Source organism: Methanobacterium sp. (assembly GCF_016217785.1).
Taxonomy (GTDB): Archaea; Methanobacteriota; Methanobacteria; order Methanobacteriales; family Methanobacteriaceae; genus Methanobacterium.
Genome location: NZ_JACRGA010000026.1, coordinates 1 through 24,524, shown reverse-complemented (window position 1 = coordinate 24,524; position 24,524 = coordinate 1). Strand labels below are relative to the sequence as shown.

General features: G+C 42.3%; 24 protein-coding genes and 6 tRNA genes. 5 read left to right on the top strand and 25 right to left on the bottom strand.

The window, feature by feature from the left end; translation table 11 throughout:
• The first annotated feature begins 68 nt into the window (after positions 1 to 68).
• The 3 genes from HY987_RS11025 (at position 69) to HY987_RS11015 (ending at position 1,961) form a co-directional block, all read left to right on the top strand.
• Positions 69 to 752 (top strand): L-2-amino-thiazoline-4-carboxylic acid hydrolase, encoded by a 684-nt coding sequence (locus tag HY987_RS11025; RefSeq protein WP_292758744.1) that lies wholly within the window; start codon positions 69 to 71, stop codon positions 750 to 752.
• A 282-nt stretch (positions 753 to 1,034) separates the two neighbouring features.
• The gene (locus tag HY987_RS11020; RefSeq protein WP_292758515.1) at positions 1,035 to 1,478 is read left to right on the top strand and encodes an SRPBCC family protein; all 444 of its coding nucleotides are present in this window, start codon (positions 1,035 to 1,037) and stop codon (positions 1,476 to 1,478) included.
• A gap of 57 nt (positions 1,479 to 1,535) precedes the next feature.
• The gene (locus HY987_RS11015; protein ID WP_292758512.1) at positions 1,536 to 1,961 is read left to right on the top strand and encodes a VOC family protein; all 426 of its coding nucleotides are present in this window, start codon (positions 1,536 to 1,538) and stop codon (positions 1,959 to 1,961) included.
• A 59-nt stretch (positions 1,962 to 2,020) separates the two neighbouring features.
• Here HY987_RS11015 and HY987_RS11010 read toward each other — a convergent pair whose 3' ends face one another.
• Entirely contained in the window at positions 2,021 to 2,566 is a 546-nt protein-coding gene (locus HY987_RS11010) for a hypothetical protein (protein ID WP_292758510.1), read from the bottom strand.
• Positions 2,567 to 2,946: 380 nt separating this feature from the next.
• Between HY987_RS11010 and HY987_RS11005 the strand changes: the two genes are divergently transcribed.
• Positions 2,947 to 3,993, top strand: coding sequence for a hypothetical protein (locus HY987_RS11005; RefSeq protein ID WP_292758507.1), 1,047 nt, complete (start codon positions 2,947 to 2,949; stop codon positions 3,991 to 3,993).
• A gap of 43 nt (positions 3,994 to 4,036) precedes the next feature.
• On the opposite strand, the gene HY987_RS11000 is transcribed toward HY987_RS11005, so the two are convergent.
• From HY987_RS11000 to HY987_RS10990, 3 genes are all read right to left on the bottom strand, one after another.
• Positions 4,037 to 4,726: a phosphoribosyltransferase gene (locus tag HY987_RS11000; RefSeq protein ID WP_292758504.1), complete on the bottom strand. Its 690-nt coding sequence runs from the start codon at positions 4,724 to 4,726 to the stop codon at positions 4,037 to 4,039.
• A 258-nt stretch (positions 4,727 to 4,984) separates the two neighbouring features.
• Complete coding sequence (locus HY987_RS10995) at positions 4,985 to 5,266, bottom strand: MarR family transcriptional regulator (RefSeq protein WP_292758502.1); 282 nt, start codon at positions 5,264 to 5,266, stop codon at positions 4,985 to 4,987.
• Between the two features lie 98 nt (positions 5,267 to 5,364).
• Positions 5,365 to 5,559 (bottom strand): hypothetical protein, encoded by a 195-nt coding sequence (locus tag HY987_RS10990; RefSeq protein WP_292758500.1) that lies wholly within the window; start codon positions 5,557 to 5,559, stop codon positions 5,365 to 5,367.
• A gap of 273 nt (positions 5,560 to 5,832) precedes the next feature.
• On the opposite strand from HY987_RS10990, the gene HY987_RS10985 reads away from it, so the two are divergent.
• On the top strand, positions 5,833 to 6,612 hold the full coding sequence (locus HY987_RS10985; protein WP_367146904.1) for an ATP-dependent endonuclease: 780 nt from the start codon (positions 5,833 to 5,835) through the stop codon (positions 6,610 to 6,612).
• Positions 6,613 to 6,910: 298 nt separating this feature from the next.
• Here the strand turns inward: HY987_RS10985 and HY987_RS10980 are convergent.
• The 21 genes from HY987_RS10980 to HY987_RS10880 all read right to left on the bottom strand — a co-directional run.
• Positions 6,911 to 6,995, bottom strand: a tRNA-Ser gene (locus tag HY987_RS10980).
• A 163-nt stretch (positions 6,996 to 7,158) separates the two neighbouring features.
• Positions 7,159 to 7,467 carry a 30S ribosomal protein S10 gene (gene rpsJ, locus HY987_RS10975; RefSeq protein ID WP_004030104.1) on the bottom strand — a complete coding sequence of 103 codons (309 nt, stop codon included), beginning with the start codon at positions 7,465 to 7,467 and terminating at the stop codon, positions 7,159 to 7,161.
• Positions 7,468 to 7,552: 85 nt separating this feature from the next.
• Entirely contained in the window at positions 7,553 to 8,794 is a 1,242-nt protein-coding gene (gene tuf / locus HY987_RS10970; protein WP_292758499.1) for a translation elongation factor EF-1 subunit alpha, read from the bottom strand.
• Between the two features lie 261 nt (positions 8,795 to 9,055).
• Complete coding sequence (locus HY987_RS10965; RefSeq protein WP_292758497.1) at positions 9,056 to 11,248, bottom strand: elongation factor EF-2; 2,193 nt, start codon at positions 11,246 to 11,248, stop codon at positions 9,056 to 9,058.
• 36 nt (positions 11,249 to 11,284) lie between these two features.
• Complete coding sequence (locus tag HY987_RS10960) at positions 11,285 to 11,848, bottom strand: 30S ribosomal protein S7 (RefSeq protein ID WP_292758496.1); 564 nt, start codon at positions 11,846 to 11,848, stop codon at positions 11,285 to 11,287.
• A gap of 13 nt (positions 11,849 to 11,861) precedes the next feature.
• Positions 11,862 to 12,287, bottom strand: coding sequence for a 30S ribosomal protein S12 (locus HY987_RS10955; RefSeq protein WP_292758495.1), 426 nt, complete (start codon positions 12,285 to 12,287; stop codon positions 11,862 to 11,864).
• A gap of 117 nt (positions 12,288 to 12,404) precedes the next feature.
• The gene (locus HY987_RS10950; protein ID WP_292758493.1) at positions 12,405 to 12,836 is read right to left on the bottom strand and encodes a NusA-like transcription termination signal-binding factor; all 432 of its coding nucleotides are present in this window, start codon (positions 12,834 to 12,836) and stop codon (positions 12,405 to 12,407) included.
• Positions 12,837 to 12,840: 4 nt separating this feature from the next.
• On the bottom strand, positions 12,841 to 13,137 hold the full coding sequence (locus HY987_RS10945) for a 50S ribosomal protein L30e (protein WP_292758491.1): 297 nt from the start codon (positions 13,135 to 13,137) through the stop codon (positions 12,841 to 12,843).
• Between the two features lie 11 nt (positions 13,138 to 13,148).
• Entirely contained in the window at positions 13,149 to 14,300 is a 1,152-nt protein-coding gene (gene rpoA2 / locus HY987_RS10940; RefSeq protein WP_292758489.1) for a DNA-directed RNA polymerase subunit A'', read from the bottom strand.
• 81 nt (positions 14,301 to 14,381) lie between these two features.
• Positions 14,382 to 16,997, bottom strand: a complete 2,616-nt coding sequence (locus tag HY987_RS10935) for a DNA-directed RNA polymerase subunit A' (protein WP_292758487.1) — start codon at positions 16,995 to 16,997, stop codon at positions 14,382 to 14,384.
• 50 nt (positions 16,998 to 17,047) lie between these two features.
• Positions 17,048 to 18,859, bottom strand: a complete 1,812-nt coding sequence (rpoB, locus tag HY987_RS10930) for a DNA-directed RNA polymerase subunit B (RefSeq protein WP_292758486.1) — start codon at positions 18,857 to 18,859, stop codon at positions 17,048 to 17,050.
• A gap of 70 nt (positions 18,860 to 18,929) precedes the next feature.
• Positions 18,930 to 20,420 (bottom strand): DNA-directed RNA polymerase subunit B'', encoded by a 1,491-nt coding sequence (locus tag HY987_RS10925; protein ID WP_292758484.1) that lies wholly within the window; start codon positions 20,418 to 20,420, stop codon positions 18,930 to 18,932.
• Positions 20,421 to 20,625: 205 nt separating this feature from the next.
• Complete coding sequence (locus HY987_RS10920) at positions 20,626 to 20,862, bottom strand: DNA-directed RNA polymerase subunit H (RefSeq protein ID WP_004030093.1); 237 nt, start codon at positions 20,860 to 20,862, stop codon at positions 20,626 to 20,628.
• Positions 20,863 to 20,886: 24 nt separating this feature from the next.
• Positions 20,887 to 20,960: transfer RNA gene (locus tag HY987_RS10915), tRNA-Lys, on the bottom strand.
• 7 nt (positions 20,961 to 20,967) lie between these two features.
• Positions 20,968 to 21,039 (bottom strand) — tRNA-Asp (locus HY987_RS10910).
• Positions 21,040 to 21,214: 175 nt separating this feature from the next.
• Positions 21,215 to 21,288, bottom strand: a tRNA-Tyr gene (locus HY987_RS10905).
• Positions 21,289 to 21,318: 30 nt separating this feature from the next.
• Positions 21,319 to 21,393, bottom strand: a tRNA-Pro gene (locus tag HY987_RS10900).
• A gap of 78 nt (positions 21,394 to 21,471) precedes the next feature.
• A tRNA-Thr gene (locus HY987_RS10895) sits at positions 21,472 to 21,545 on the bottom strand.
• A gap of 226 nt (positions 21,546 to 21,771) precedes the next feature.
• On the bottom strand, positions 21,772 to 23,001 hold the full coding sequence (pgk, locus tag HY987_RS10890; protein WP_292758481.1) for a phosphoglycerate kinase: 1,230 nt from the start codon (positions 22,999 to 23,001) through the stop codon (positions 21,772 to 21,774).
• 118 nt (positions 23,002 to 23,119) lie between these two features.
• The gene (gene tpiA, locus HY987_RS10885) at positions 23,120 to 23,797 is read right to left on the bottom strand and encodes a triose-phosphate isomerase (protein WP_292758479.1); all 678 of its coding nucleotides are present in this window, start codon (positions 23,795 to 23,797) and stop codon (positions 23,120 to 23,122) included.
• Between the two features lie 333 nt (positions 23,798 to 24,130).
• The coding region (locus HY987_RS10880) for a transglutaminase domain-containing protein (RefSeq protein WP_292758477.1) at positions 24,131 to 24,524 on the bottom strand (394 nt) is incomplete at its 5' end.

Sequence of the window (24,524 nt, the reverse complement as noted above, 5' to 3'; positions counted from 1 at the left end):
AAACTCCTTCCCAACAGGGTTTTTAACCTAACAGGGTTTTTAAATTAATATTAATGGAGACATTTTTGATGGTTGACGAAAAAAATTACTACAACTCCAAAAAATCAGAGATTTTGGCCCAATTTAATGAGTTCTGTGAACGTGTTGGTGTCTTAATCGAAGAAAAATATGGTAAAAACTTCAAGGAAGAAGTTATGAGTGAGATTAAAGAAGAATATGAATCTATCTATGGAGAATTGCCTTATATTGGTGGAGATGAGAATTCTTTAACCCGTGATCTTGTTGGTGCTGCAGAGAGCCTCGCATTTTATTTAGTTTTAAAAAGGCATGGAAAACCTTTAAAAGAAATTGGGGAGATGGCTTATAATGCAGAAGAACAAGCATTTAAAGATCATCCAGAAGCAGTCCCTCCTATGAACAATCCCGAGTTTTTTCCCTATATGAAATATGCTGCCGAAGTTTCTCTTAAAAAAAGATTTCCAGGAGACTGGGTTTACGAGTTCATAGAGGGAAATGATGAATTTGATTTAGGCATGGATTTTACCGAATGTGGCATACAAAAATTCTACCATGAATATGATGCAGACGAATTCACCCCTTATCTGTGTGCTATGGACATCCCCATGAGTGAATGTGGTAATTTAGGCCTTCACCGAACACAGACACTTGCTGAAGGCTGTGAAAGGTGTGATTTCAGGTATAACGGTGGAAGGGAAACTAAAGTTGCCAATACTGTGATTAAGAAAGATTGAATTTTAATTAATTGGGATATTCTTATGAATAAAATAAATTGGGAATATTTTAGTAATCTCAATAGATTTAGGTAATCTCAATAGACTTAGTAATCTCAATAGACTTAGTAATCTCAATAGACTTAGTAATCTTAAAAGACCAACTTCACATAGAATTATTAGATAAACTTCGTTTTTAGACTGTTCATAATCCCCTTAATAACCATGTGAATTAATTTTTTATTTTTGTAACAATAGTTTTTTAATATTCCCAAATTCAAATATATTAACTGGGTGAGAAAAATGGTTAAGGTCAATGAGGATGCTCCAGTACTGGCTAAGGTAGAAATTGAAATTGAAGCAGATTTGGATACTGTGTGGAATATCATGGCGGATATTGAATCCTGGCCAAATTGGAATCCAGATGTGAAAGATGTTGTTCTTCATGGTGATTTAAAACCAGGAACACATTTCCAGTGGAAAGCAGGACCTGGAAAAATAACATCAGTACTGCAGAATGTGGAACCTCCCCATCTTTTAGCCTGGACCGGGAAGACCATGGGTGTTAACGCCATCGATGTCTTTAAATTTGAGTTTGTAAATGGTAAAACCATTGTCAAAGAAGAAGAATCATGGGAAGGTCTTTTAAGCCGTGTTATCCACGGAAAGTTGCAGAAAATGCTGGAAGAATCTTTAGAGTCCGGTTTGAAATATCTTAAAGCTGAAGCAGAGTCATTAAAAGATTAGAAAGATGGGTTTTCAATAAAGATTAAAACAATTTTACACAAGTAAGGATCAAAAATCATGAGGCAAAAACTAAATCTCATCACTTTAGGGGTAAGTGACCTTGGAAAATCCCTGGAATTTTATGAAAAAGGATTGAACTGGGAAAAATCTCCATCAAGTACTGGTGATCTGATTTTATTTAAATTAGGCGGTATGGTTCTGGCTTTGTATCCAAGGAAACGTCTTGCAGAAGATGTAACGGTAGAAGACAGTCCAACTGGTTTTTCAGGTAGTACCTTTTCTTATAATGCCCAATCAGAAAGTGAAGTGGATGAGGTAATTGAAGAAGTTAAAAATTTAGGGGCAGAAATAGTGAAACCTCCTCAGAAAGTATTCTGGGGTGGTTATTCCGGATATTTTAAGGACCCTGATGGTCATCTTTTTGAAGTGGCTTTTAACCCGTTATGGGGATTTGATGAAAACGATGATTTAGATTTACCCTGACCATAAACCTTCCCTTAAATTTATTCCCCTTAAATCTATTCATTTTATTGAGGCATATCTTACGCAAGAAGTTGTGATATGAAATCGGAATATTGGCTCCGATCTGCAGATGCCCCGAATACAGAGTTCCCATACTTAACAGAAACTTTAACAGGTATAGACTTATTTTGAAGCATTTCTGCCATGACAAGATTAGAATCCTGCACATCCCTTCCAGCTAAGGCGTAAACTCCTGCTGTAATGTTTCCTGGAGATTTTAAGTTTTCTAGATAGGTTGTTATTGGGCCGGTAGGTTTAGCCCCATAGGTTGGGCTTCCTACAATTAAGATGTTGTATCCTGATGGATCTGAGGCCTCGTTTGATCTAACTCCAGCAAGTTTGACCTCGTAACCTTCTGCTTTTAAATCCTCAGCCATGTACCCCGCTGCAGTTTTGGTTCCCCCTGATAAGCCCGGGTCATATACAATCAATGCTTTACCCATAGCTGCACCCTCTGGTTTAATTGTTTCAGATGCAGAACTTCCAGAATAACCCACTGCCCAGGCCGCTACCATAATCAAGATTATTATACCAATGATAATACCAATTATTACCCCTATGCGCAAAATATCAACCCCTCAATAAGTGATTTTCTATTATTTAGTTGGTTTTATGATTTATAAGATTAAGCTCCTTTCAACAATTGGAATTGAAAATAATATTCGAAAAGAACTAATTAGAGACCCATTTAACTCTCCTGATCTTATTTTTTTAATGTTTAAGAACGTTATCAGGGCACAATTTTGTCATGAGTCACTATTATTGATAAAACATGAAAATAAGGGTCGAAACGCGAATCCAAAGATTTATAGAATGTCCTTAATCATATTAATAAAATGTATTTTCAATGATCAATTTATGTCAACTGATAAGGTGGATTATAAGGTCTAAATCTATTCAAATCCCGTGAAAACTCAAATGGTAATTTAAAGAGGGAAACTAAAAGATGAGTACTGTACAGGTAGAGGTTCTGCGTCGAGAGGCTGCGGAAGAGGAAAGAAAAGAAATAGAACGAATCAGGGAAAAATACAAAGAAAGAAAAACCCGGCTCCAATACCAAAAGGATTCCACCACCCTCGACCAAGAAAAACAAGCACTCATACAACAAGCCGAACAACAAGAACAACAAGAAAAAGAACAAATCAAACAAAAATACAAACAAAGACAAAAAAACGGCCAACTCAACACCACCAACCACACCACCAACCAAGAAATACAAGCACTCATACAACAAGCCGAACTACAAGAAAAAGAACAAATCAAACAAATCAGGAAAAAGTACAAAGAAAGACAAACTATCATACAACAAGAAAAAGAACAAATCAAACAAGAACTCAAACCAAACAAGCAAGACATAACTACAAAAAACATTAAAAAGGAAGATCTTTATAAAAAGGCTTTAAATAGGGAAGTAAAAGAGAATAATGATATTTGGGAACGTTTTCTCATAAAGTCTAATCAGGATGCTGAAAGTTTTGATCATTTAGGGGAAATAGATGATAAACTTGATAGTGATGTGCTTGAAAGTGAAAATTTGGAGATAACGGAGCTTAAAGGGGAAACTGAAGAATTAAAAACAGTTGATAGATCTGCAATACTGGCAAAATACAGTATAACCGACATTCAAGAAGATGATGTTAACCGCATTCTAGAAAACTTCGATAGACCCATAATTGATGATAATATTGAAGAAATAGAAGAAAAAATAGTTTCAAATATTAAAAGAGTTGCTCTGTCTCATCCTAAAATTGAATGGGTTAATGTACTGGTGTTTTTAGATGATAAGGAATTGGAAGGGAACATAAAAATATTTGCAGAATATGACGATGGAAGTTTACTCAAGCGCATAATATCTGAAGATAATAAAAAGTTAGAAGTAGAATTAATTCAAATCGCATTATATGAAGTCTGGGATGTTTTTACCACACTAGGGGTTAACATCGATGATCTTGAATCAAAAATAGATGTTGAGATCGAACTAGACAAGGCATAATTATAACATATTAATTGGAGTAATTTTTAATGAATTTGATATCTTAAAAACGCTTTAAGATTCCCATCACTTCTTCTTCACTTACATCTGACCATTTAATATAAGCATCTGCCACTGCAAAGGACCATCCACTTCGAAGATTTGCACAATATAAACTATCCACATCCGAGATCACTTTTCTAATGGCATCCCAATGAGCAGTTGGAACTGCAATGATAATTTGATCTGCATCAGCTTTCTTTAGAGCTTCTACAGCCACAAGCATCGTGAAACCCGATGCAATTCCATCATCCACTAATATTACATGACGTCCAGCTACTTGGGGGGAAGATCTTCCTCTTTGAAACTTTGATACACGTTTTTTAACTTTAGTTAGAGTCTTTTCTATTCCCTCTTGAACCACGTCATCTTTAAGCCCAAGTCTTGATATTATACCTTCATTTAAACGAATTGTGCCATCAAAGGCCACTGCCCCATAACCTGCTTCAGTGTTCCAGGGAAGCGTGATCTTACTCACCACGGCTACTTCAAATGGTAGTTGAAGTTTAGTAGCAATTACAGCCCCTACTGGAATTCCCCCTGCAGGGATTGCAAAAACAACTGCATCTGTATTCTTGTACTCTTTGAGCATGTCTCCAAGAACTTCTCCTGCATGCTCACGGTCACGAAAAACTCCTACCTGATTCCTCAAATCTGGAATTTCGAAGAAATTATTTTGCTTTTGAGATGTCATGAAGAGATCTCCTTATTAGATAGTCCGATATTTACGAGAGAGTCATTAATTCTAACCTGAACCCAAGTTGTTAAGTTTTACTTACTTTCTGTAATATTTCATTTGAGAAATATATAATAATACAATACTATTTTCATTTTCTTAGTCCCACATTTTCATTATTACAGGAACCTAATCATGAACCTAATCATGAACCTAATCGGATCCATGCCCAAAAAAAATTATTTGCGTCAACCATTGCGTCAACCATTGCGTCAACTACTTAAAAATGTAATGTGTTGCCTTGCTCTCACCCTTTTTTTCTATTAAATCCATATCTAAAAGCTTTTTTATCTCTTTATGAGCTGCTTGACGCGATATACTAAACGTGTTTTGAATTTCAGCACTTGTTATTTTTCCTCGGGTACTAATATATTCCATGATCATGATTTGCCTTTCATTAAGTTCTATTTGACCTTTTAGCCCCTTCTTATGTTGTTCTGGTGAAATCAGCAGAATTTGTTCTTTTACTCGGGATATTGATGTTAAAACTCCTTTCAAAAAATTTAACCCGGAAATTTCAATATCCCACCGCAGATCACTGAGTTACGGTCACTTTACATCAGTAAATTGTTCTTTTTATTTTATAGCTAAAATTTTTAATCAAATACAGTTATTTTACCCCATCCATTGCATCTTGAACAAGTTTTACGCCCAGTTCCCTCACAATAACTGCAGGAATACCATTTTGTCTCTCCTCCATAAGTTTTGTGCTCCCCTCCTTCACCCCCACAATCACTGCAGCTCACTTTTCCACTACCACCACAATCTGGGCAAGTTACTTCACGACTCATTTCCCTACCTCCTTTTCAGAATATATAAAATAGATCATGAAATTTGATAATGATACCTGTATTAATGTGTAGCATCATATATTTATTTATTTTCATATGAACTTATTTTATAATGGATAGAAGGTATATAAATCCCACTTGAAAAAGGTAAATTGAAACAGCACTGCAAAAAGAAATTGAAGGAATTTTTGAGCATTTCAAAAAGCACTATCAAGACTTCAAAAATTTTACAGTAAAAAGTGACTTTTATGGGATAAATCCGTTAAATTTGACATAATAGGCGAAGACAAATTTTCTGTAAAAAATTCTATTGATGAACGTGGTAGTGGTATAAGACGACTTTTAATGGTATCTTTTTTCCAATATATGGCTGGAAATAAACGTGATGATGAAAGATTAATTTTCGGAATTGAAGAACCTGAAAACTCCCCTCATCCAGGTCTTCAACGTGAATTGTTTGACTCACTTGCAAAAATAGCAGAAGAGGGGCACCAAATAATTATTACTTCTCATTCTCCTGTATTCGCAGGCTCAGCTAATATGGACAGTATTGCACTCATTGTAAGAAATAAGGGCATAGCAGAAGCTAAGCAATCATCTGATTTTGATGCTTCAGAAATTGCTGAAGAATTGGGAGTTGAACCAGCTGATCAAATAACAAGTTATAAAGCGTGCATTTTTGTTGAAGGTAAAAATGATATGGATTTTTTTAGTGAAATTGCTTCAAAAATGAAAGCAAATAGCCGAATTTCTGAAGATTTCAGCGATAAAGATATAGGTTTCATAATACATGGTGGAGATAACCTAAAACATTTCGTTGATGCAAATGCCTTAAGTAGATTAAGCAAGCGATTTGGAGTTGTCATTGATAGTGACAGAGAAGATCATAGTCACAACATTCCTCAAAGAAAATTAAATTGGAAATCTAAATGTGAATTAAGTGGCGGAAAATTTTTTATTTTGAAAAAAGGGAGATTGAAAACTATATATACCCCGAAGTCATTTATAGAGAACTTGGAAAAGATGATGGTTATGATGATTTTTCTGATATGAAAAACCCTTAGAGAAAATGTTTATGAATTAAATATTGGTATCTTTGAGAATCAAAATCGTTTATTATAATGAAATCACACCATCTGCTGTTACATAAAAAAAACTAAGAAAAATGTTTACTATAGAAAATTCTAATTTAGATTTCATAAATTACTCCTCATTTTATCAATAGATGAATGATAGAAAATTCTCCTATCAACAATTTATGCTATTATCACATTCCATAAAAACTATAATAATAGTCTTAAGAATTGAAGAGTTTAAGTAGTTCTTAAAAAGAGAAACCAAAAATATAGTACGCCGGGACAGGGATTTGAACCCTGGAGGAGCCATGCTCCACGGGATCTCAAGTCCCGCGCCTTACCTGGCTAGGCTATCCCGGCTAGCGATTTACTTTTAGTTTATCAACCTATTAAAAGGTTTGGGATTGGTATATCCCAGGAAAAAAGATTAATAAATATATAAAATATGGGTAATTTTTTTAAGCTGTTGTTTTCAGCTGTGAATATTTGTTTATTTTTTACCTGGTTTAAGTTATTTAATAACTTAACTGCGGAGTTCGATTTCGATGCTCACGTTGTCAGGTACGTTGACTTTCATTACCTGTCTCATGGCTCGTTCATCGGCTTCGATTCCTACCAGTCGTTTGTGGATCCGGAGTTCCCATTTTTCCCAGGTTGCTTTTCCTTCTCCATCCGGTGATTTCCGGGTGGGTACTACCAGTTTTTTGGTGGGTAATGGTATTGGTCCGGAGAGATCTACACCGGTTCTTTCAGCAATTCTTTTGAGCTGGTCACATACATAGGCCAGTTTTTCTGGGTCGGTGCCGGTGAGTTTGATTCTAGCTTTGTTCATTAGTCTATTCCTCCATTAAAAACAAAGAGAAGGTAACATAAACCGGGAAGATCCCGGTCTACCTTCAATTAAATTTATCCCAAATCTATTTTGCTGGCACCAGGTCGATGCACATACCAGCAGCCACAGTCTGGCCCATATCACGGATAGCGAACCGGCCCATGTGTGGTATGTCCTTGATCTTCTCGATGACCATTGGCTTGGTAGGTTTGACTACTACGAAAGCTGCGTCCCCGGTTTTCAGGAAGTCTGGGTTTTCTTCTTTAACCTGACCAGTAGCTGGGTCCAGTTTTTTCTGGAGTTCCAGGAAGGTACAGGCAACCTGTGCGGTGTGACAGTGGAATACGGGGGTGTAACCCACGGTGATAACACCAGGGTGTTGTAAGACCACAATCTGTGCGGTGAATTCTTTGGCAACGGTTGGTGCGTTGGTGGTGTGTCCGGCCACGTCTCCACGGCGGATGTCGTTTTTACCCACTCCACGTACGTTGAATCCTACGTTGTCACCAGGTTCTGCTGAATCCAGCATTTCGTGGTGCATTTCGATGGATTTTACTTCTCCGCTTACACCTGGTGGTTCGAAGATAACGTTGTCCGCTTTCTTCATGATACCGGTTTCCACTCGGCCCACTGGTACGGTTCCCACTCCAGTGATGGAGTATACATCCTGGACTGGTACTCGTAGTGGTAGTTGGGTTGGTTTTTCTGGTGCAGTGAACTCGTCCAATGCTTTAACCAGACTTGGTCCCTTATACCATGGGGTGTTTTCGGATGGTTTGGTTATGTTGTCCCCTTCAAATGCAGATAGTGGTATGAAGTTGATATCTTTGGGCTTGTAAGCCACAGTTTTAATCAGGTCTGAAACTTCTTCTTTGAGTGCGTTGAATTTTTCTTCACTGTAGTCCACCAGGTCCATTTTGTTTATACCAATGATGAGCTGGTTGATACCGAGGGTACGTGCTAGAAATGCGTGTTCCTTAGTCTGAGGCATTACCCCATCATCAATAGCTACTACCAGTACTGCAGCGTCTGCCTGTGATGCACCGGTGATCATGTTTTTAACGAAATCACGGTGACCGGGACAGTCCACAATGGTGAACTCGTACTTGGGAGTTTCAAACTTGGCGTGGGCCAGGTCGATGGTCACTCCTCTTTCTCTTTCTTCGGACAATTTGTCCATAACGAATCTGAACTTGTTTTCTCCGTCAGATAACTGTTGTTCAGCGATAGCTCCGGACTGTAATAGAAGGTGACCCACCATAGTGGATTTACCGTGGTCTACGTGTCCGATAAACGCCAAATTCATGTGTTCTTTTCCTTTAGCCATAAAACATTCCTCCAATAAAATTCTCTTTCTATAATATTTAGAGAGCTTACTAAGCGTACTGGTTGGATTTATTTATTCCCCTATTTAAATTAACCAGTATAACATTTGTGATCTGGATGAACCATTGTAGTAATGGTTATGTGTTATCCAGATTTTGTATGGTATTCCCCCACAATTTAAGGGAATACTACCCAAAAAATTAAGGGGTATCAAATAAGTGGTTGGGATAGTTTAAGTACTTATCCTAATAAGGTTGCGTACTTATCCCAGGTAATGGTCAGGACCATAAGGCTGGTCACTGAGGCCTTTACGCTGTCTGATTTCCCGTATTATAGTATTTTGAAGCTCGCGTGGGAGTCTTTCGAATCCTGCACTCTCTGTGGACCAGAGACAGCGACCTTCTGTAGCAGATCGGATGTCTCCTGCGAATCCGAACATCTCGGCTACTGGTACTGTTGATTCTACTGTTGACATGTCTCCTTCCTGGGACATGTCAATGATTTGACCACGTCGGTTCTGGATCTCACGGGTGGCTGATCCCATATAGTCTTGTGGTGTGTTGATAAATACCTTTTGGATGGGTTCCAGGAGTGCTGGTTCTGCCATCATTATTGCACCGTAGACTGCCTTCCTTATGGCTGGTAGGACCTGTGCTGGTCCTCTGTGCACGGCGTCTTCGTGTATCTTGGCATCCATCAGTTTGATCTTGATTCCCATTACTCTTTCTTTAGCTATGGGCCCGTCATCCATGGCACTTTCGAAACCTTCCAGGAGTAGTTCTTTGATCTCATCCAGGTACTGGATACCACGGGTCATGTTGACGAAGATACTCTTATCGTAAACATCCCATACTTTCCTGGCCTGATCTTTGGGTAGTCCGTATTCCTGGAATTTGGGTATTAATTCTTTACCTTTAACTCGGCCCTCTTTGATGTCTCCATCAACTATGGCCTGGTAAAGAGCTTCATCCAGTGGCTCGATTTCTAGATAGAAACGGTTGTGTTTGTTGGGTGATTTACCCTCAACTGGTCCGGCTGTTCCGGCGATGGTTTCCCGGTAAACCACAATAGGCTCGGATGTTTCAATTTCCACACCTTTCTCATTGATACGGTATGTGATGATCTCCAGGTGGAGTTCACCCATTCCTGCCACCAGGTGCTCACCGGTTTCCTCGTTGATCTTCATCTTAACAGTGGGGTCTTCCTTCCCAACCTGCCGTAGTACTTCAATAAGTTTGGGTAGGTCTTTGGTGTTTTTAGCTTCCACCGCTACGGTAACCACTGGTTCGGAGATGTGTTCTAAGCCTTCGAATGCTTCTATCTTCCGGTCAATGTCACAGATGGTTTCCCCAGCCATAGCGTTACGTGCTCCTGTTATGGCAACGATGTTACCTGCTGGGACCCGGTCAGTGTTCACTCGTTCTGGTCCGAAGTATACTCCCACTTGCTGGGTTCGTGCTTTTCCGTGTGAACCTACGAAGAAGATTTCAGTTCCCTTTTCCAGTGTTCCACCATATACTCGTCCAGTGGCAATCTCACCAGCGTGTTTATCAATACTCACGTCGGTTACCATCACTGCTAGTGGTCCGTCAGGGTCTGTGTTGATCATACCCTGTCCTTCCTCACTTTCGATATCTCCAGACCAGATGCTGGGCACCCTGTAGGCCTGGGATATGTTGGGGCTTGGTAAGTGTTCTACCACCATTCCCAGTAATACATCGGAGAGGGGTACTTTTTCGGCTAGTTCCTTCTGTCTTTCTTCGTTACAGTAGTCCAGGATGTCATTGAAGTTTATCCCGGTTTTCTGCATGATGTCCACGTTAATGGCCCAGTTATGGTAGGCGGATCCAAAGGCTACGCTTCCATCTTCCACCTTAACCAGCCATTCCTTTTTAAGTTCTTCAGGGGCCATGTTACTGATTAACTTGTTGGCGCTGGCAATGATCTTAACGAATCTCTGCTGGAGTTCTTCTGAGTCCAGTTTGAGTTCGTTGATTAAACGGTCCACTTTGTTTATGAAAAGTACTGGTCGTACGTTTTCTTTGAGGGCCTGACGCAGTACAGTTTCAGTCTGGGGCATGATTCCTTCCACTGCACATACCACTACCACTGCTCCGTCCACTGCTCTCATGGCACGGGTTACGTCTCCTCCAAAGTCCACGTGACCTGGTGTGTCTATGAGATTGATGAGGTAATCATCTTCCTTGTACTTGTGAACCATGGACACGTTTGCGGCATCAATGGTGATTCCCCTGGCCTGTTCCTGTTCATCAAAGTCCAGAAAACGCTGATCTCCGGCAAGTTCTGATGAGATCATACCGGCTCCTGCCAGGAGGTTGTCGGAGAGGGTGGTTTTCCCGTGGTCGATGTGGGCTACGATACCGATGTTCCGGATGTAAACCGGTTCGTACATCAGTTCCTTGATCTTGCTGATCATCTTGTCTCGTCTGCTCATACAATTCACCCTTTAAAATGAGTTGGATAATCAACCTTAATGGGCTGATCTGGCCACTCGCTCTTTTTCCTCTTTTTTCCCGACGGAGAAGCTTCTGGTGTCTGCTTCTGCTGCCAGTAACAGTTCCTCTGCCAGGCATTCTCCAGCGGATTTTTTCCGTTTGAAGGCTGACTGGAGGGCTCCTTTGGTTATGAAACCAATGGCAAGGTCCACCCTGCGCTGTGGTGCTATGTCCACTGCTACTTGGTAACCGATTCCACCGTATTTGATACGGGTGGTTTCTTCACGGGGTGCTGCGTTTTCCACCGCTTTAACCAGTGTCTGTAGAGGATTTTCTTTGGTACGCTGGTTTATAACTATCAATGCTTCTTTCACAATGTCATAAGCCTTGTTTTTCTTACCTGAGTTCCTATGGGTCCTCATTATTTTATTCATTAATCTTTCTACTATTGATACTCTTGATTTGGCGAACTGTCGCTTAACGTGCCTTCCCATGGTATGGGGGACCATTATTTCGTCCAGGCAGATGTAGTTGACCAGTCCCAGGTCTTCTACTGTGACTTCTTCCAGTTCCCAACTGTCAAAGACTTTGAAGCTCATATCATAACCTCGCTTATCTCACTGGTTTTTCAATTTTACCCTTAACCATTTGTTCAAGGGCCACGTTGTTCACTTTGGTGACTTTCCAGCGTACACCTGGAATGTCTCCCATGGATCTTCCGGATGGTCCACCGATTCCTTCAATGACCACTTCGTCGTGTTCATCGATGAATCCTATGGCTCCGTCTCCTGGGGCGAATGCAGTGAGTTGTTTACCGTTTTTTATGAGTTGTACTCGTACACACTTCCTGATGGCAGAGTTGGGCTGTTTTGCTTCGATTCCCACTTTTTCGATGACAATTCCCCGTGCTTGGGGTGCGCCTCCTAATGGGTCGGCTTTAATATCTAGGCCCAGTGCTTTCCTCTTGTACTCGGTGTCTTTCCACCGGAAGTTTTGTCGATTCTTTTTAAGCTTTTTTGCTGCGAATAATCCTGGCAAATGAAATTCCTCCTTGTTAACATTAATACTATGACAAATCCCTGATCTTCTAATAGATAGGGGGTTCCCTGGATCAGGGATGATCAGTGTAATTGGATCTGCTTAATCGGTTTTTTACTATTTTATAACTATATTATTTATATTGTGCTGCCTTTTGGCCAGTACCCGGGCTCTTTCAATATTCTGCCCGCCTTTTCCTATGGCGGTGCGTTTATTGCGTGAATCGGCCTCTAATGTGGCTATTTTCTCCCCGTTTTCTTTTTGGAGTATACGTATGCTCCTTATCTTTGCAGGGGCCACCAGGTTGGCTATGAATTCTGCAGGGTCATCAGAGTGTTCGATTACCTCCACACCCTTGTCCACAGTTTTCTGCACCTTGGCTACGGTGCTTCCTCTTTTTCCTATGGCCAGACCCATGTCTCCCTTTTTAACCAGGAAGGTGATTTTACCGTTTTCATCATCCACCAGGCAATCTTTTACTGTTGCTCCGGTCATGCTCTCGAAGAGGGCGATGTATCTAATCTCATGGGTGCTGAATTTGATGGTCACAGTCTTACCCCACTATTTCCAGTATGGTGGAATCTCCAGGATCGTTGACCATCATGGTGGCCACGGTGAATGGTTTCCCACACACAGATCCTAAGTCCACGCTGGTACCCTGGAAGGTGTAAACCGGGATTTGGGATAATTTGGAGTACTGCATCACATCTTCGGTTACCTCTTTTGGGCAATTTTCTGCGATGATAACCAGTTTTCCTTTTCCAAGCTTCAGAGCCTGGATTGTTTTACTGGATCCCAGTGTGACATTTCCTGTATCTACTGCTACTCGAATTCCTCTCTCTACGTCCATCTACTGCCTCCTTATTTCTCTTTCATGATGACACCAACTGACCCTGTTCCCAGTGGTATTGGCTGCCCGATTATAATGTTCTCTATTATTCCGGTGAGATGGTCCACCTCACCCCTGATGCTGGCCCGGAGAAGGTGTTTACCTGTCTCCTCGAAGGATGCTCTGGCCAGTACACTGGCTTTTTCACCGCTGATCCCGTGCCGGCCTATGGATTTGACTATACCGTCGGCTGTCATCATATCTGCCACCAGCATGATGTGACGCACGTCCACAGTTAATCCCTGCTCTTCCATGGTGGTCTGGGCCTCGTGGATTATGGAGTTACGGGCGGCTTCTACTCCCAGAACCTTTTCCACCTCATGAATATCATTGGTGGTAGTTCGCACGGGGTCAACACCCTCCATTTTCAGGACGGCTCCCAGGTTTGAACCTTCGGTGTGTATAACCCATTCCTGCCCTTCTTTTCGGATCACGACCTTTCCTATGTTCTTAATTCCACTTATCTGGAGATCGCGAACCTTGTCAGCTAAAAGTCGAAGTTCCCTGATGGCATGTTTAGATTCTGTAATTTTGGGTTCAAAACTCAGCAAGTTGTTATTTATTTCTACACTTTTAAAAGTTTTTTCTATCTTGGCTATGACCTCATCATAGTCCAGTCGTTTCTCCTTCACCTGCTCATCATCTATCTCCACGCTCATGTTCATACTGGCGTAGTTGACGTTGAAGTCGTTGAGGATGTCATTGAATGTTATCTTACCTATCCGGTTGGCAATGGTTCTTATGAACTCCTCATCACTGGCATGGTCTTCGTCGAAGTATATGGCCATGGTTGGTGTGGATATCTTTTTACGGGCGTCCACAATCTCGATGAGTCGGGGTAACCCCAGGGTAACGTTTAGTTCAGCCACTCCAGCATAGTGAAAGGTACGCATGGTCATCTGGGTACCTGGTTCTCCCACTGATTGGGCAGCTACTGTACCTACTGCCTCACCAGACTCTACTTCAGACCGTATGTAGGCTCTTTTAATTTCTTTTACCAGTTCGTCCAGTTCGTCATCGCTCAGCTCGTGCCTTTGGGCAGCTTCAGCTATTTCCTGGATGAGTTTCTCTGGGAACTTGGCTCTTTTCTTTTTGACCAGCTTTTCAACTTTCTCTATGTCCACAAAACCACCTGAATTTTTAAATACCCTGTGTGTAAATGTACGTTCATTGAATCCTATTTTGGTTATAATCGGTTTAATGCTTTATTTGCCGGATTTGGCTTTGATTCGCATTTCCTCTATTAATCTATCGATGTCGGCTACTTTTCCGTAGTCGCTCTTGGCGGGGTCTATTCCATCTTCACCGTAGTGAGTCTGGATGACCACTCCTCGGTTGTCCCGCACTGTTTTATCGGTGTTGACCGATAGATCCTGCAGTGCGTTCACCAGTCGGCGTTGCATGTAACCACTCTGTGCTGTACGGATAGCAGTATCCACCAGCCCTTCACGTCCTCCCATGGCGTGGAAGAAGAATTCCAGGGGGTCCAGTCCAGTTTTATAACTGGAGTGCACAAATCCACTTGCCTTAGCACCGAGCTCACCTTCCTGGAAGTGAGGCAGAGTTCTTTTACTGTAACCCCTCTCAATACGACCACCACGAACAGATTGCTGCCCTACACATGCTGCAATCTGAGTCAGGTTCAGCATAGAACCTCTGGCACCGGTTAGTGCCATGATAACTGCGTGGTTGTCCATTCCAAAGTAGCTTTCTGCTATTTCACCGGACTTGTCCCTGGCCTCACCCAATACTTGCATGATCTTCATCTCCAGGGTTTCTCGGAGACTACGGCCCGGAAGGGCTTCCAATTCATCGTTATGGTATGCTTCAATGAGCATTTCCACTTTCTGTTCAGCCTTGGAGAGTAATTCCTCAATACGGTCCTGTGCTTCTCGTGGTATTTCCTCATCTGCAGTACTGGTGGTGAATCCCCGTTTCATAATACCGGAGATAGCCAGTTTGGTGGCTGCATCCAGGAATTCTCGGGCACGGTCGGTTCCGTACTCCTTAACAATGGAGTCCAGGATTTTGCCGGAGAACGCACCATAAGCTTTTTCATCTATGGCTCCAGATTTGAGCTCACCATTCTCTATAACCACATATGCATCGTTTTTACAGTCCTGCCTGAGGCATTCGTCACATTTACGGCAGATTTCTGCTTTGTATACCATGTTAAGGTCTTTGGGTAGGAGTAAGCTGAATATCTCTTTACCAGTCCATTCCATATTCCTTGGTTTGGGTAATGGTAACTGAGATTTTTTAAGCATCTGGAACACTACATCTTCCTGGAAGGCAGATCCTTCCCTGGTGAGTAGGTAGGCCCCGGAAATGTGATCGTGTATCCCCCCAATGATTGGTCCTCCGAAACGTGGCGACAGGATGTGTTCCTGTACCCTCATGAGGGATTTGGCCTCTGCACGTGATTCTTCGGTCTGGAAGACGTGCATGTTCATTTCGTCCCCGTCAAAGTCAGCGTTGTATGGTGGGCATACACAGAGGTTTAACCTGAATGTTTTGTGGGGCAGAACTTTTACTTCATGGGCCATCATGGACATACGGTGCAGTGATGGTTGCCGGTTGAAGAGTACAATATCTCCATCCATAAGGTGTCTTTCCACTACAAATCCAGGTTCCAGTTTCTCGATGATGGCCTCTTTGGTCTCATCATAGACCCTGATCTTCCGCTCGTCAGGCCGAATAACATAGTTAGCACCAGGGTGGTTATTAGGTCCATTGAGGATGTACTTCTTCATATCCTCTATGTTCCAATCAGTGACATAGATGGGTACCGTAACTTCAGTGGCGATCATATGAGGTACTCCCACCTCATTGATACTGATGTTGGGGTCCGGGGATATAACTGTCCTGGCAGAGAAGTTAACCCTTTTACCGGATAAATTACTCCTGAAACGTCCTTCTTTACCCTTCAAACGCTGAGCCAGGGTCTTCAGTGGCCTTCCTGAGCGATGCCTTGCTGGAGGTACTCCTGAAGCTTCGTTGTCAAAATAAGTGGTAACGTGATATTGTAATAATTCCCAGAGATCCTCCACAATAAGTTGTGGTGCTCCTGCCTCCATGTTCTCCTTGAGACGTTGATTTATACGCAGGATGTCCACTAGTTTGTGGGTAAGGTCATCCTCGGATCTTTCCCCGGTTTCCAGGGTGATGGAAGGTCTCACTGTCACTGGAGGTACGGGTAGTACTGTTAACACCATCCATTCTGGTCGGGCTACTTTGGAATTGATTCCCAAATAGACGTAGTCTTCTTCAGGGATTTTTTCCAGGCGTTCCCTAACCTCGCTGGGGGTTAATTTGTAGTTACCCTCAACTATAGATACAGGTTTATCAATTTTAACATCTTCCTGTTCCGTGTCACAGTGGGGGCATTTATCCCGGCGTGCAGTGGTGTAAACATCTTTCACCAGGCCGGTGATGCTTTCCTCATTTTTCAATCGGGATCCAATACGATCCCCATAGTCGATTCTTTCGGTTTCAGTTAAAAGTGCCCTTCCACATTCACTGCAAGTGGAACGCAAGATCTTGTGTATGGTGTCTGCGAATCCCACATGGACTACTGGTCGGGCCAGGTTTATGTGGCCGAAGTGTCCCTGACAGTCTCCTCCTTTAGAGCCACACGATCGGCATCTCAGTCCCGGGTCGATGACTCCCAGTCGGGGGTCCATTAGACCCGCTTCTATGGGGTATCCATCTTCATCGTAGGTGTCTGGGGTAACAATTTTGGTGACAGACATTCTCCGGATGTTCTCCGGTGATAGCAGGCCAAAGTTGATCTGGGCGATCTTCTTTAAAATTCCTTTCAAACTCACTCTCTCCTCTTGTTAATACATACCCTTAGTTTTAGACCCTTAAATCAGGCTTTATCTTCAAGAACCAGTTTGGGGAAGATACACAGACTCTTAAGTTCGTCCAATAATAATTTAAATGCGTAGGATATCTCCACAGGGAAACTGTCCGAATCTCCACATATAGGACAGTATCTTTTATCCCTTATCCGGTCGTATATGGCAACCATTCCACATTCACCACATACTATGGCCTCATATTTATCAGATTCATCCAGCAGTCTCTCTTTAAGGGCTAGTGCAGCCCCGTGAGCTATGAGACAATCTCTTTCCATTTCTCCGAATCTGAGACCTCCTTCTCGAGCTCTTCCCTCTGTGGGTTGTCGAGTTAGAACCTGTACCGGTCCCCTTGACCGGGCGTAAACTTTATCTGATGTCATGTGGTGCAGTTTCTGGTAGAAAGCTACCCCAACAAATATCTCTGCCTCTATTCTTTCACCGGTGATCCCGTTATATAAGGATTCACGGCCAGCGGTTTCAAAACCATTTGTTCGGAGCAGATCCATTATTTCATCTTCTTGGTTTCCACTGAAGGGTGTTCCGTCCATACGATGACCTTCCATGCAGCCGGCTTTACCAGCTAACATTTCCAGCACCTGTCCCACTGACATCCTGGAAGGGATAGCGTGGGGATTGACTATAAGGTCTGGCACCACTCCTTCAGCAGTGAAGGGCATGTTTTCCTGAGATACTATAAGGCCAACCACTCCTTTTTGTCCGTGTCTGGATGCGAATTTATCCCCGAACTCGGGTTGTCGCTGGTCCCTTACTCGTATTTTGGCCAGTTTACTTCCTTCCACTGTTTCGGTAAGCATGACTGCATCCACCACTCCATGTTCTCCGTGTCGTACGGTGACTGAGGTCTCTCTTCTTCGCTCAGCCACTGTTCCGAACTCGTCTATCTCTTCTAAGAATCGGGGTGGTGATGTTTTCCCGATGAGGACATCTCCTGACTTCACGTTGACTTCGGGGTTGACAATTCCATCTTCGTCCAGGTTGCGGTATACTTCCTCAGAACGGTATCCACGTACCATGTTTTCGGGTACTTCGAATTTGTCTTCCTGTCCCCCGGGGTATCTTCGCTCAGAGGCCTCGTAGGATCTGAAAAATGATGATCGGGCCAGTCCACGTTCTATGGAGGCCTTGTTAAGTATGAGGGCATCTTCCATGTTGTAACCCTCATAGGACATTACTCCCACTACAAAGTTCTGACCAGATGGTCTTTTATCGTATTGTGTGGCATCCATACTCCTGGTTTTAACGATTGGGACCTGTGGATGGTGCAGTAAGTGCGCACGAGTGTCTGTTCTTAAATGGTAGTTAGAAACGTAAAGCCCCAGTGCCTGTTTGGTCATCCCTGCTTCCATAGTGTTACGGGGTGATGAGTTGTGGTTGGCATAGGGTATGATCCCGGCACATATCCCCAGCATGGTGGAGGGATCTATTTCCAGGTGAGTGTGATATTCATTGATTTCATGAGGGAACATGGAAATGTAGGTGTTTTCCTCTTCCTCGGCATCGAGGTATTCAATTATTCCTTCATTTATCAAATCATTCCAGGCCATCTCTCCATCGGCAATCTTCTGCATGTGTTCATCTGTTAAGCATGATCCACCGTTTTCCACCACAATGAGTGGCCTTCTAGTTCTTCCTGGGTCGTTAAATAAGTATATTTCATTGTTTTCAGGATAATGAGTGATATTCATTTCATAGGATACTTCTCCAGATCTCCTTTTCTGGCGCATTTCTTCCATGAAACCTTCCGGATCATCACAAGTTCCAATAAGTTTCCCGTTAGTATAAACCTTGCATTTTTTCACGAATCGGCCCCCAATAACTGGCTTTTCATAATAAAATAAATTTTAACTCCGTAATGTCTCATCTCGTCCCCTAGATGGGATTGATGCTCTTCACTTTTTTGACCACTGATTCCAGTTCATCTGGGTCTGAACCTTCTGATATTTTGGCCAATATGGCCAGGTTCTTCACAAGTCCACAGTTAGGACCCTCTGGAGTTTCGTTGGGACAGATCTTACCAAACTGAGTGGGGTGCAAATCACGTGCTTCGAAGTGAGGTTGACTCCTTGATAATGGAGAAACAACACGTTTAAGGTGTGAAAGGGTTCCCATGTAACTGGTTCTATCCAGTAACTGGCTTACACCGGCCCGTCCACCAACCCAGTTTCCAGTGGCTATGGCGTGTTTGATGTTTTCGGTGAGGACATCGGAACGCACCGCCTGCTTAACTGAGGGTTCTTTTCCACGGGCAAGGCTTCGTTCCAGCTGATAGGTCATGTCACGTGTTAGGCTGGTGAATGCCACCCTGAAAAGGTCCTCCATAAGATCTCCGGATACTCGGAGTCTTTTGTTAGCGTAGTGGTCCTTGTCGTGTGGTTCACGTTCATCAAAAATAACTTGGAGGAGCATTTCTGTCATTTCAGCCAGATATGTGGCTTTTTCTGCTCTTTTTTCCGGTTCCACACCAATGTGTGGTAGTAAGTAGCGGTCTATAACATCTTCCGCCCTTTTAATCCGGTATTCCTCAGTCATACCCTTGGCCACCCGGTTACCGATGTACTTAATGGCATCGTAGGTGTTGGTGATTTCCGAGGTTTGAATGTCATCTATGAGTAAGAATTGTACGTCGTTTTCTTCCGAAACGCTGCTAACCAGATCTACATCTTTTTCTAGACCTAGTGCACGGAGTAGTACCACCAGTGGTATTTCTCCAGGTACGTACGGGAATGATATTCTTAAAAATACACCCTTTTTCCGCGGTTTACGGTATTCAAGAGTTATACGTGCTCTGAAACCGCTCTTAATCGAGGTTACGATTGCCCGCGCCCTGCGGTCTTCTTTCTCTCCAATTCTTTCCAGGATGATCTTGTTGGGTGCGATCTCTTCCATGGTTACTATGGCCCTTTCTGAGCCATTGACAATGAAATAACCTCCGGGATCCTGAGGGTCTTCCCCTTTGTCTTCCAGTTCATTGTATCCCAGTCCATTTAAGTGGCAGATGTTGGATTTCAGCATCACTGGAAGTTCACCAATATACACTTTCTCCAGGCTGGGTTCTTCTTCACCCCTGGATAGTGCCATGTCCATGTACATGTGGGCAGAGTATGTGAGATTTCTGAGTCTGGCTTCAGTGGGATAGACCTTACTTTTTGAGCCGTCAGCTTCCTTAATGTAAGGCTTCCTTATTTCAACTTTACCCGTTTGTATGGTGTATTCTCCCTGCTCCAGAACAATGGGCTCGGTTATATCAATTATATCCTGTATTCGGTGATCTACAAAGTCGTTGTATGACTTAATATGATGATCCACCAGTTTGTATTCATCAAAAAAGGTATCGACAAGTCCCCAGGCATTTTTTACCATTAAATTCCTCCAAAAAACAACCCATACCTAATCCATCTTATTCACAACACTAACCTAGGTAGTTCCTAGTGTGTTCTGGTCCATTAATATCAATGTATATATATTATATTATTAAAATATAACACAATTTATGTACCGGTTTATAAGGTAAGGCATTATTTACTTAGTATTATATGTCCTTTGTTATTAATCCAATTATCTATATTTAATCTAAAACCAAACGGTAGGTTTCGAATTTACCTGCTGTTTGACTCTTTCTGGTTATTTTCAGAATATCCCCAGGTTTAGCCTCTATAGCTTTAACAACCGGATCGTCAGCTTTTATTTTCGGTAGCTGTTCAGGATGGATATCCAATTTTTTCAATACTTTTTTAACATCAGATTTCGACAAAACAACATGATCTGGAACCAGTTCGTGTTTTAAGATATCCTTCTTCACCATATAATCCTCCATTAAAAATTAGAACGGGCCCGACGGGAGTTGAACCCGCGACCACCTGGTTAAAAGCCAGGCGCTCTCCCAGACTGAGCTACGGGCCCTCTAAAACGCCTTGGCCGGGAATTGAACCCGAGTCGCGGGCTCGACAGGCCCGCATGATAGCCCCTACACCACCAAGGCAATACTTTAGCAGAACTAGAGTATAGTGATTTATGTTATGCTTCCTTATATACCTTTCCTTTTCGTTGATTACATATAAAGGTTTGTGTTAATATCTAGAGGACAATACGACTGGTAACTCTCACCTTGATTAAAGATTGGCACCAACAGTTCCATTGATTAACAGATATTTAAGTCCCGCCTGCCGGACTTGAACCAGCAACATTCGGATCTACAGTCCGACGCTCTGCCAAATTGAGCTAAGGCGGGATGAAATTTCTGATTTATCTAATGATTTAATGGGACCACCCGGATTTGAACCGGAGTCTCAGGCTCCCAAAGCCCAAAGGATCGACCAAGCTACCCTATGGTCCCATATTAATCTAAAATCCCCTTAATTTTACATCAAACCTACATCTAAACTAGGTTATATTTATTTCACCATCAGTTTAGAGCCCCGGACGGGAATTGAACCCGCGACCACGAGATTACAAGTCTCGCGCTCCACCAGACTGAGCTACCGAGGCATTTTAAGTTTTGAGATATTGCCTTATATAGTTTTGGGTGGAGACCATGTGACTTAATCTGGTCTTAACTAATTATTCACTGTTAATCAGGGGAATGCTTACTATGATCAATACAAGTATTTAAGTTGATTTAATAAATTCAGTTAAATTTTGATTATTATTTGTTTTGATTATTTATATGGTTAAATTTAATTGACTAAATTTGATCATAAAAATCCATGGGTTACTACACAACCCTATGTTTTAAAGCCGCTTCCCGGAGCACTTCCACAGCCGGAAGTCTTTCCCCTGCAATAAGACTTATGGAAGCTCCCCCTCCACTGCTTATGTGGCTGATTCCAGATAGGCCCATTTGGTTGGCGGCAGCTGCCAGGTGCCCACCCCCAATAATGGAGAATCCTGAAGATGATGAGATTGCATTTAGAATGTCCTCGGTACCCTGGTTGAATCCTTCTTTTTCAAAAACCCCTGCTGGACCATTGGCAAATATGGTGCGTGCATTTCTGATGACACGAGCATATTCAGTGGTGGTTTCAGTACCCAGATCAAATATGGGAAGGTTGGGAAGTTTGCCCACTGGATATTCCAATCGTTTATCATCCTTGCACACCGCCAGATCTGTGGGTACCAGTATCTGGTCTTTAAATTTTTTACATAACTTTTTGGCCTTTTTAACGTACTCACAGTAGTCTCGGTCTTCTATGAATTTCCGGTTATGTTTTCGTATGTTTATTCCTCCCCCCCAGAGGAATATATTGGCCACCAGTCCAGTGGTGAGGATGTAATCAGCACTATCTGCTTCCAGGGCATTTTCCATGACCATTATGGAGTCATCCACCTTAACTCCACCCAGGACATATACGCAGGGTTTCTCAACATTACTCACTGCACTGTATAGTGCTTTGAGTTCCCTTTCCATGACTCTTCCTGCTGCAGATGGCATGTTAATAGCGAATCCTACCAGTGATGGTTGTGAACGGTGGGCAGCAGCAAATGCATCATTGACGAAATAATCAGCCAGTGGTGAAAGCAGTTTTACCATATGGGTTTCTGCCTGTTGTGGTGGTTCCCTCTGCAAGATTTCTTCAGAGTAGAAACGTACATTCTCCAGTAGAAGAATTTCCCCCCTATTCATACTTTTAATGGATTCCCTGGCGTTGCTGCCAAATATATCATCCACATAACTTACTGGTTTATCCAGTAGATTTGAAAGGGCTTCAGCATGTTGTTCCATTGTGGTAAAATCTTTTTTGCCAGGACGGCTCTGATGGGCAATTAGAACAGTTTTAGCACCTTTATCAGCCAGTTCGGCAATGGTTTCAGCGTGTAGTCTTATACGTGTGTCATCCAGTAGTAGTCCAGTGAGGGGGTCAACTGGGGAGTTTATATCCACTCGCACCAGGACAGTCTTACCCTCCACTTCCAGGTTATCTATGGTGTTAAAATCAGGGGCCATGTCATTCCACCATTTTCAATTACTGATTATTATCATTAACAGGTGTCTAAGTGATTAACGAATTAAATTAACCTAGTTCGTACCTATTAACCTAGTTCGTACCTAATGAATTTCCATATCAAATTTTACTTACCAGATCCAGAAGTGCCTGTTTGGGGTCAGAAGCCAGTATAATTCCGGATGCCAGGAGCACTCCTTCACTTCCCAGTTCCAGGGCGGCTTTCATATCATCCCCGGTGGATATACCTGCACCACACAGGACTCTTACATTGGGATTGATGTCTTTAATTGCTGCCACACTTCCTTCCACTATTTCAGGTTCTGCCTGGGATACAGGAATCCCTGATCCAATCAGTTCTGGTGGTTCTATTGCTACAAAATCAGGTTTCAGGGCTGCTGCTGCTGCACTGGTCTCCACATTATTAGTGCACACAACACTGGTCATGTTTACTGCAGTGGTTTTCCTGATGACTGTGTCGATATCAGCCAGTTCCATCCTCTGCTCAGAGTGGTTGATGAGGGTGCCTGATGCTCCAGCTTCCTTCGCACACTCGGTTAGCATGCTGCCTGTGTGTCCACCAGCATCCACAGGGTCCATGTGCTGGGCTAAAATCGGTATCTCCACTTCCTGTGATAACCTCCAGAGGTCAGCTCCCTGGGGTGCCACGGCCATGTTAACTCCAGTTTCCTGGGCCACTTGTTGTGAGGCCCTGGCTAACTGCAGGGCTTTTTCTCCAGTAGACTCTAAGTAGGTTTTAAAATTCAGAATTACCAGAGGGGTTTGTGTTATTTTCATAATCAGCCTCCTAAAAATGTGCAGTACTCTATATTTGTTTTTAGGGGATGGATATAAAAATATTTTGGTTTCAATCCAGATTGAATTCATACCCGGTTCAGATAAAGCCCTAGAAATATTTTAATAATACTCCTAAAAAAAACTGAGATTAAGATGAACAATCCTTTGAAAAAAATAATATGGGGTAATCATGAGGTGATTAAGTATTTTGAAGTATTTTGATAAATGTTTATAAAAATGTTAAATAAAATAAAAAGAAAGATTGTTTCAACAGTTCTGCGTTGAACTGTTGAATTTTTGTTAAGTTTCTAGGTTTTAATGTAGTACGTGGTTTTAGCCGCCTGATATCACTGTTGCTGAGCTGCTGTGAGCAGTTGGTTGGCCGACCCATGCCTGGCCAGAGTAATCAGCATCAACCCAGCTGTTACCATTCCAGACCTCAACAGATCTGTGGTTGGATGAGTAGCTGTTTGCGTACTGAACTATGCGTGCTCTTGTACCTGATGAAGTTAATTGACTGTACATTGCATTACTGACATCCCAGCAATCACCGCTGTAACCCTTACTGCTATAACTGTAGGATTTACTGTAGCTGCGTACTGCAGTTGCATAGGTTTTTTTGGTATTAGTTGATTTGCTTGAAGTGTAACTAGTGTCACTGGTACTTTCTTCACCGGCTGCAGCCTGGACCTGTTCCAAATATTTGTCCCAGTTTTCCATGGCCTTT

Bases quoted from the DNA above. Each gene is read 5' to 3' on its own strand.
- HY987_RS11025 (WP_292758744.1), top strand. From the start codon at position 69: ATGGTTGACGAAAAAAATTACTACAACTCCAAAAAATCAGAGATTTTG.
- HY987_RS11020 (WP_292758515.1), top strand. From the start codon at position 1,035: ATGGTTAAGGTCAATGAGGATGCTCCAGTACTGGCTAAGGTAGAAATT.
- HY987_RS11015 (WP_292758512.1), top strand. From the start codon at position 1,536: ATGAGGCAAAAACTAAATCTCATCACTTTAGGGGTAAGTGACCTTGGA.
- HY987_RS11005 (WP_292758507.1), top strand. From the start codon at position 2,947: ATGAGTACTGTACAGGTAGAGGTTCTGCGTCGAGAGGCTGCGGAAGAG.
- HY987_RS11000 (WP_292758504.1), bottom strand. From the start codon at position 4,726: ATGACATCTCAAAAGCAAAATAATTTCTTCGAAATTCCAGATTTGAGG.
- HY987_RS10990 (WP_292758500.1), bottom strand. From the start codon at position 5,559: ATGAGTCGTGAAGTAACTTGCCCAGATTGTGGTGGTAGTGGAAAAGTG.
- rpsJ (WP_004030104.1), bottom strand. From the start codon at position 7,467: ATGAACAAAGCTAGAATCAAACTCACCGGCACCGACCCAGAAAAACTG.
- tuf (WP_292758499.1), bottom strand. From the start codon at position 8,794: ATGGCTAAAGGAAAAGAACACATGAATTTGGCGTTTATCGGACACGTA.
- HY987_RS10965 (WP_292758497.1), bottom strand. From the start codon at position 11,248: ATGAGCAGACGAGACAAGATGATCAGCAAGATCAAGGAACTGATGTAC.
- HY987_RS10960 (WP_292758496.1), bottom strand. From the start codon at position 11,848: ATGAGCTTCAAAGTCTTTGACAGTTGGGAACTGGAAGAAGTCACAGTA.
- HY987_RS10945 (WP_292758491.1), bottom strand. From the start codon at position 13,137: ATGGACGTAGAGAGAGGAATTCGAGTAGCAGTAGATACAGGAAATGTC.
- HY987_RS10925 (WP_292758484.1), bottom strand. From the start codon at position 20,420: ATGGTAAAAAATGCCTGGGGACTTGTCGATACCTTTTTTGATGAATAC.
- HY987_RS10920 (WP_004030093.1), bottom strand. From the start codon at position 20,862: ATGGTGAAGAAGGATATCTTAAAACACGAACTGGTTCCAGATCATGTT.
- pgk (WP_292758481.1), bottom strand. From the start codon at position 23,001: ATGGCCCCTGATTTTAACACCATAGATAACCTGGAAGTGGAGGGTAAG.
- tpiA (WP_292758479.1), bottom strand. From the start codon at position 23,797: ATGAAAATAACACAAACCCCTCTGGTAATTCTGAATTTTAAAACCTAC.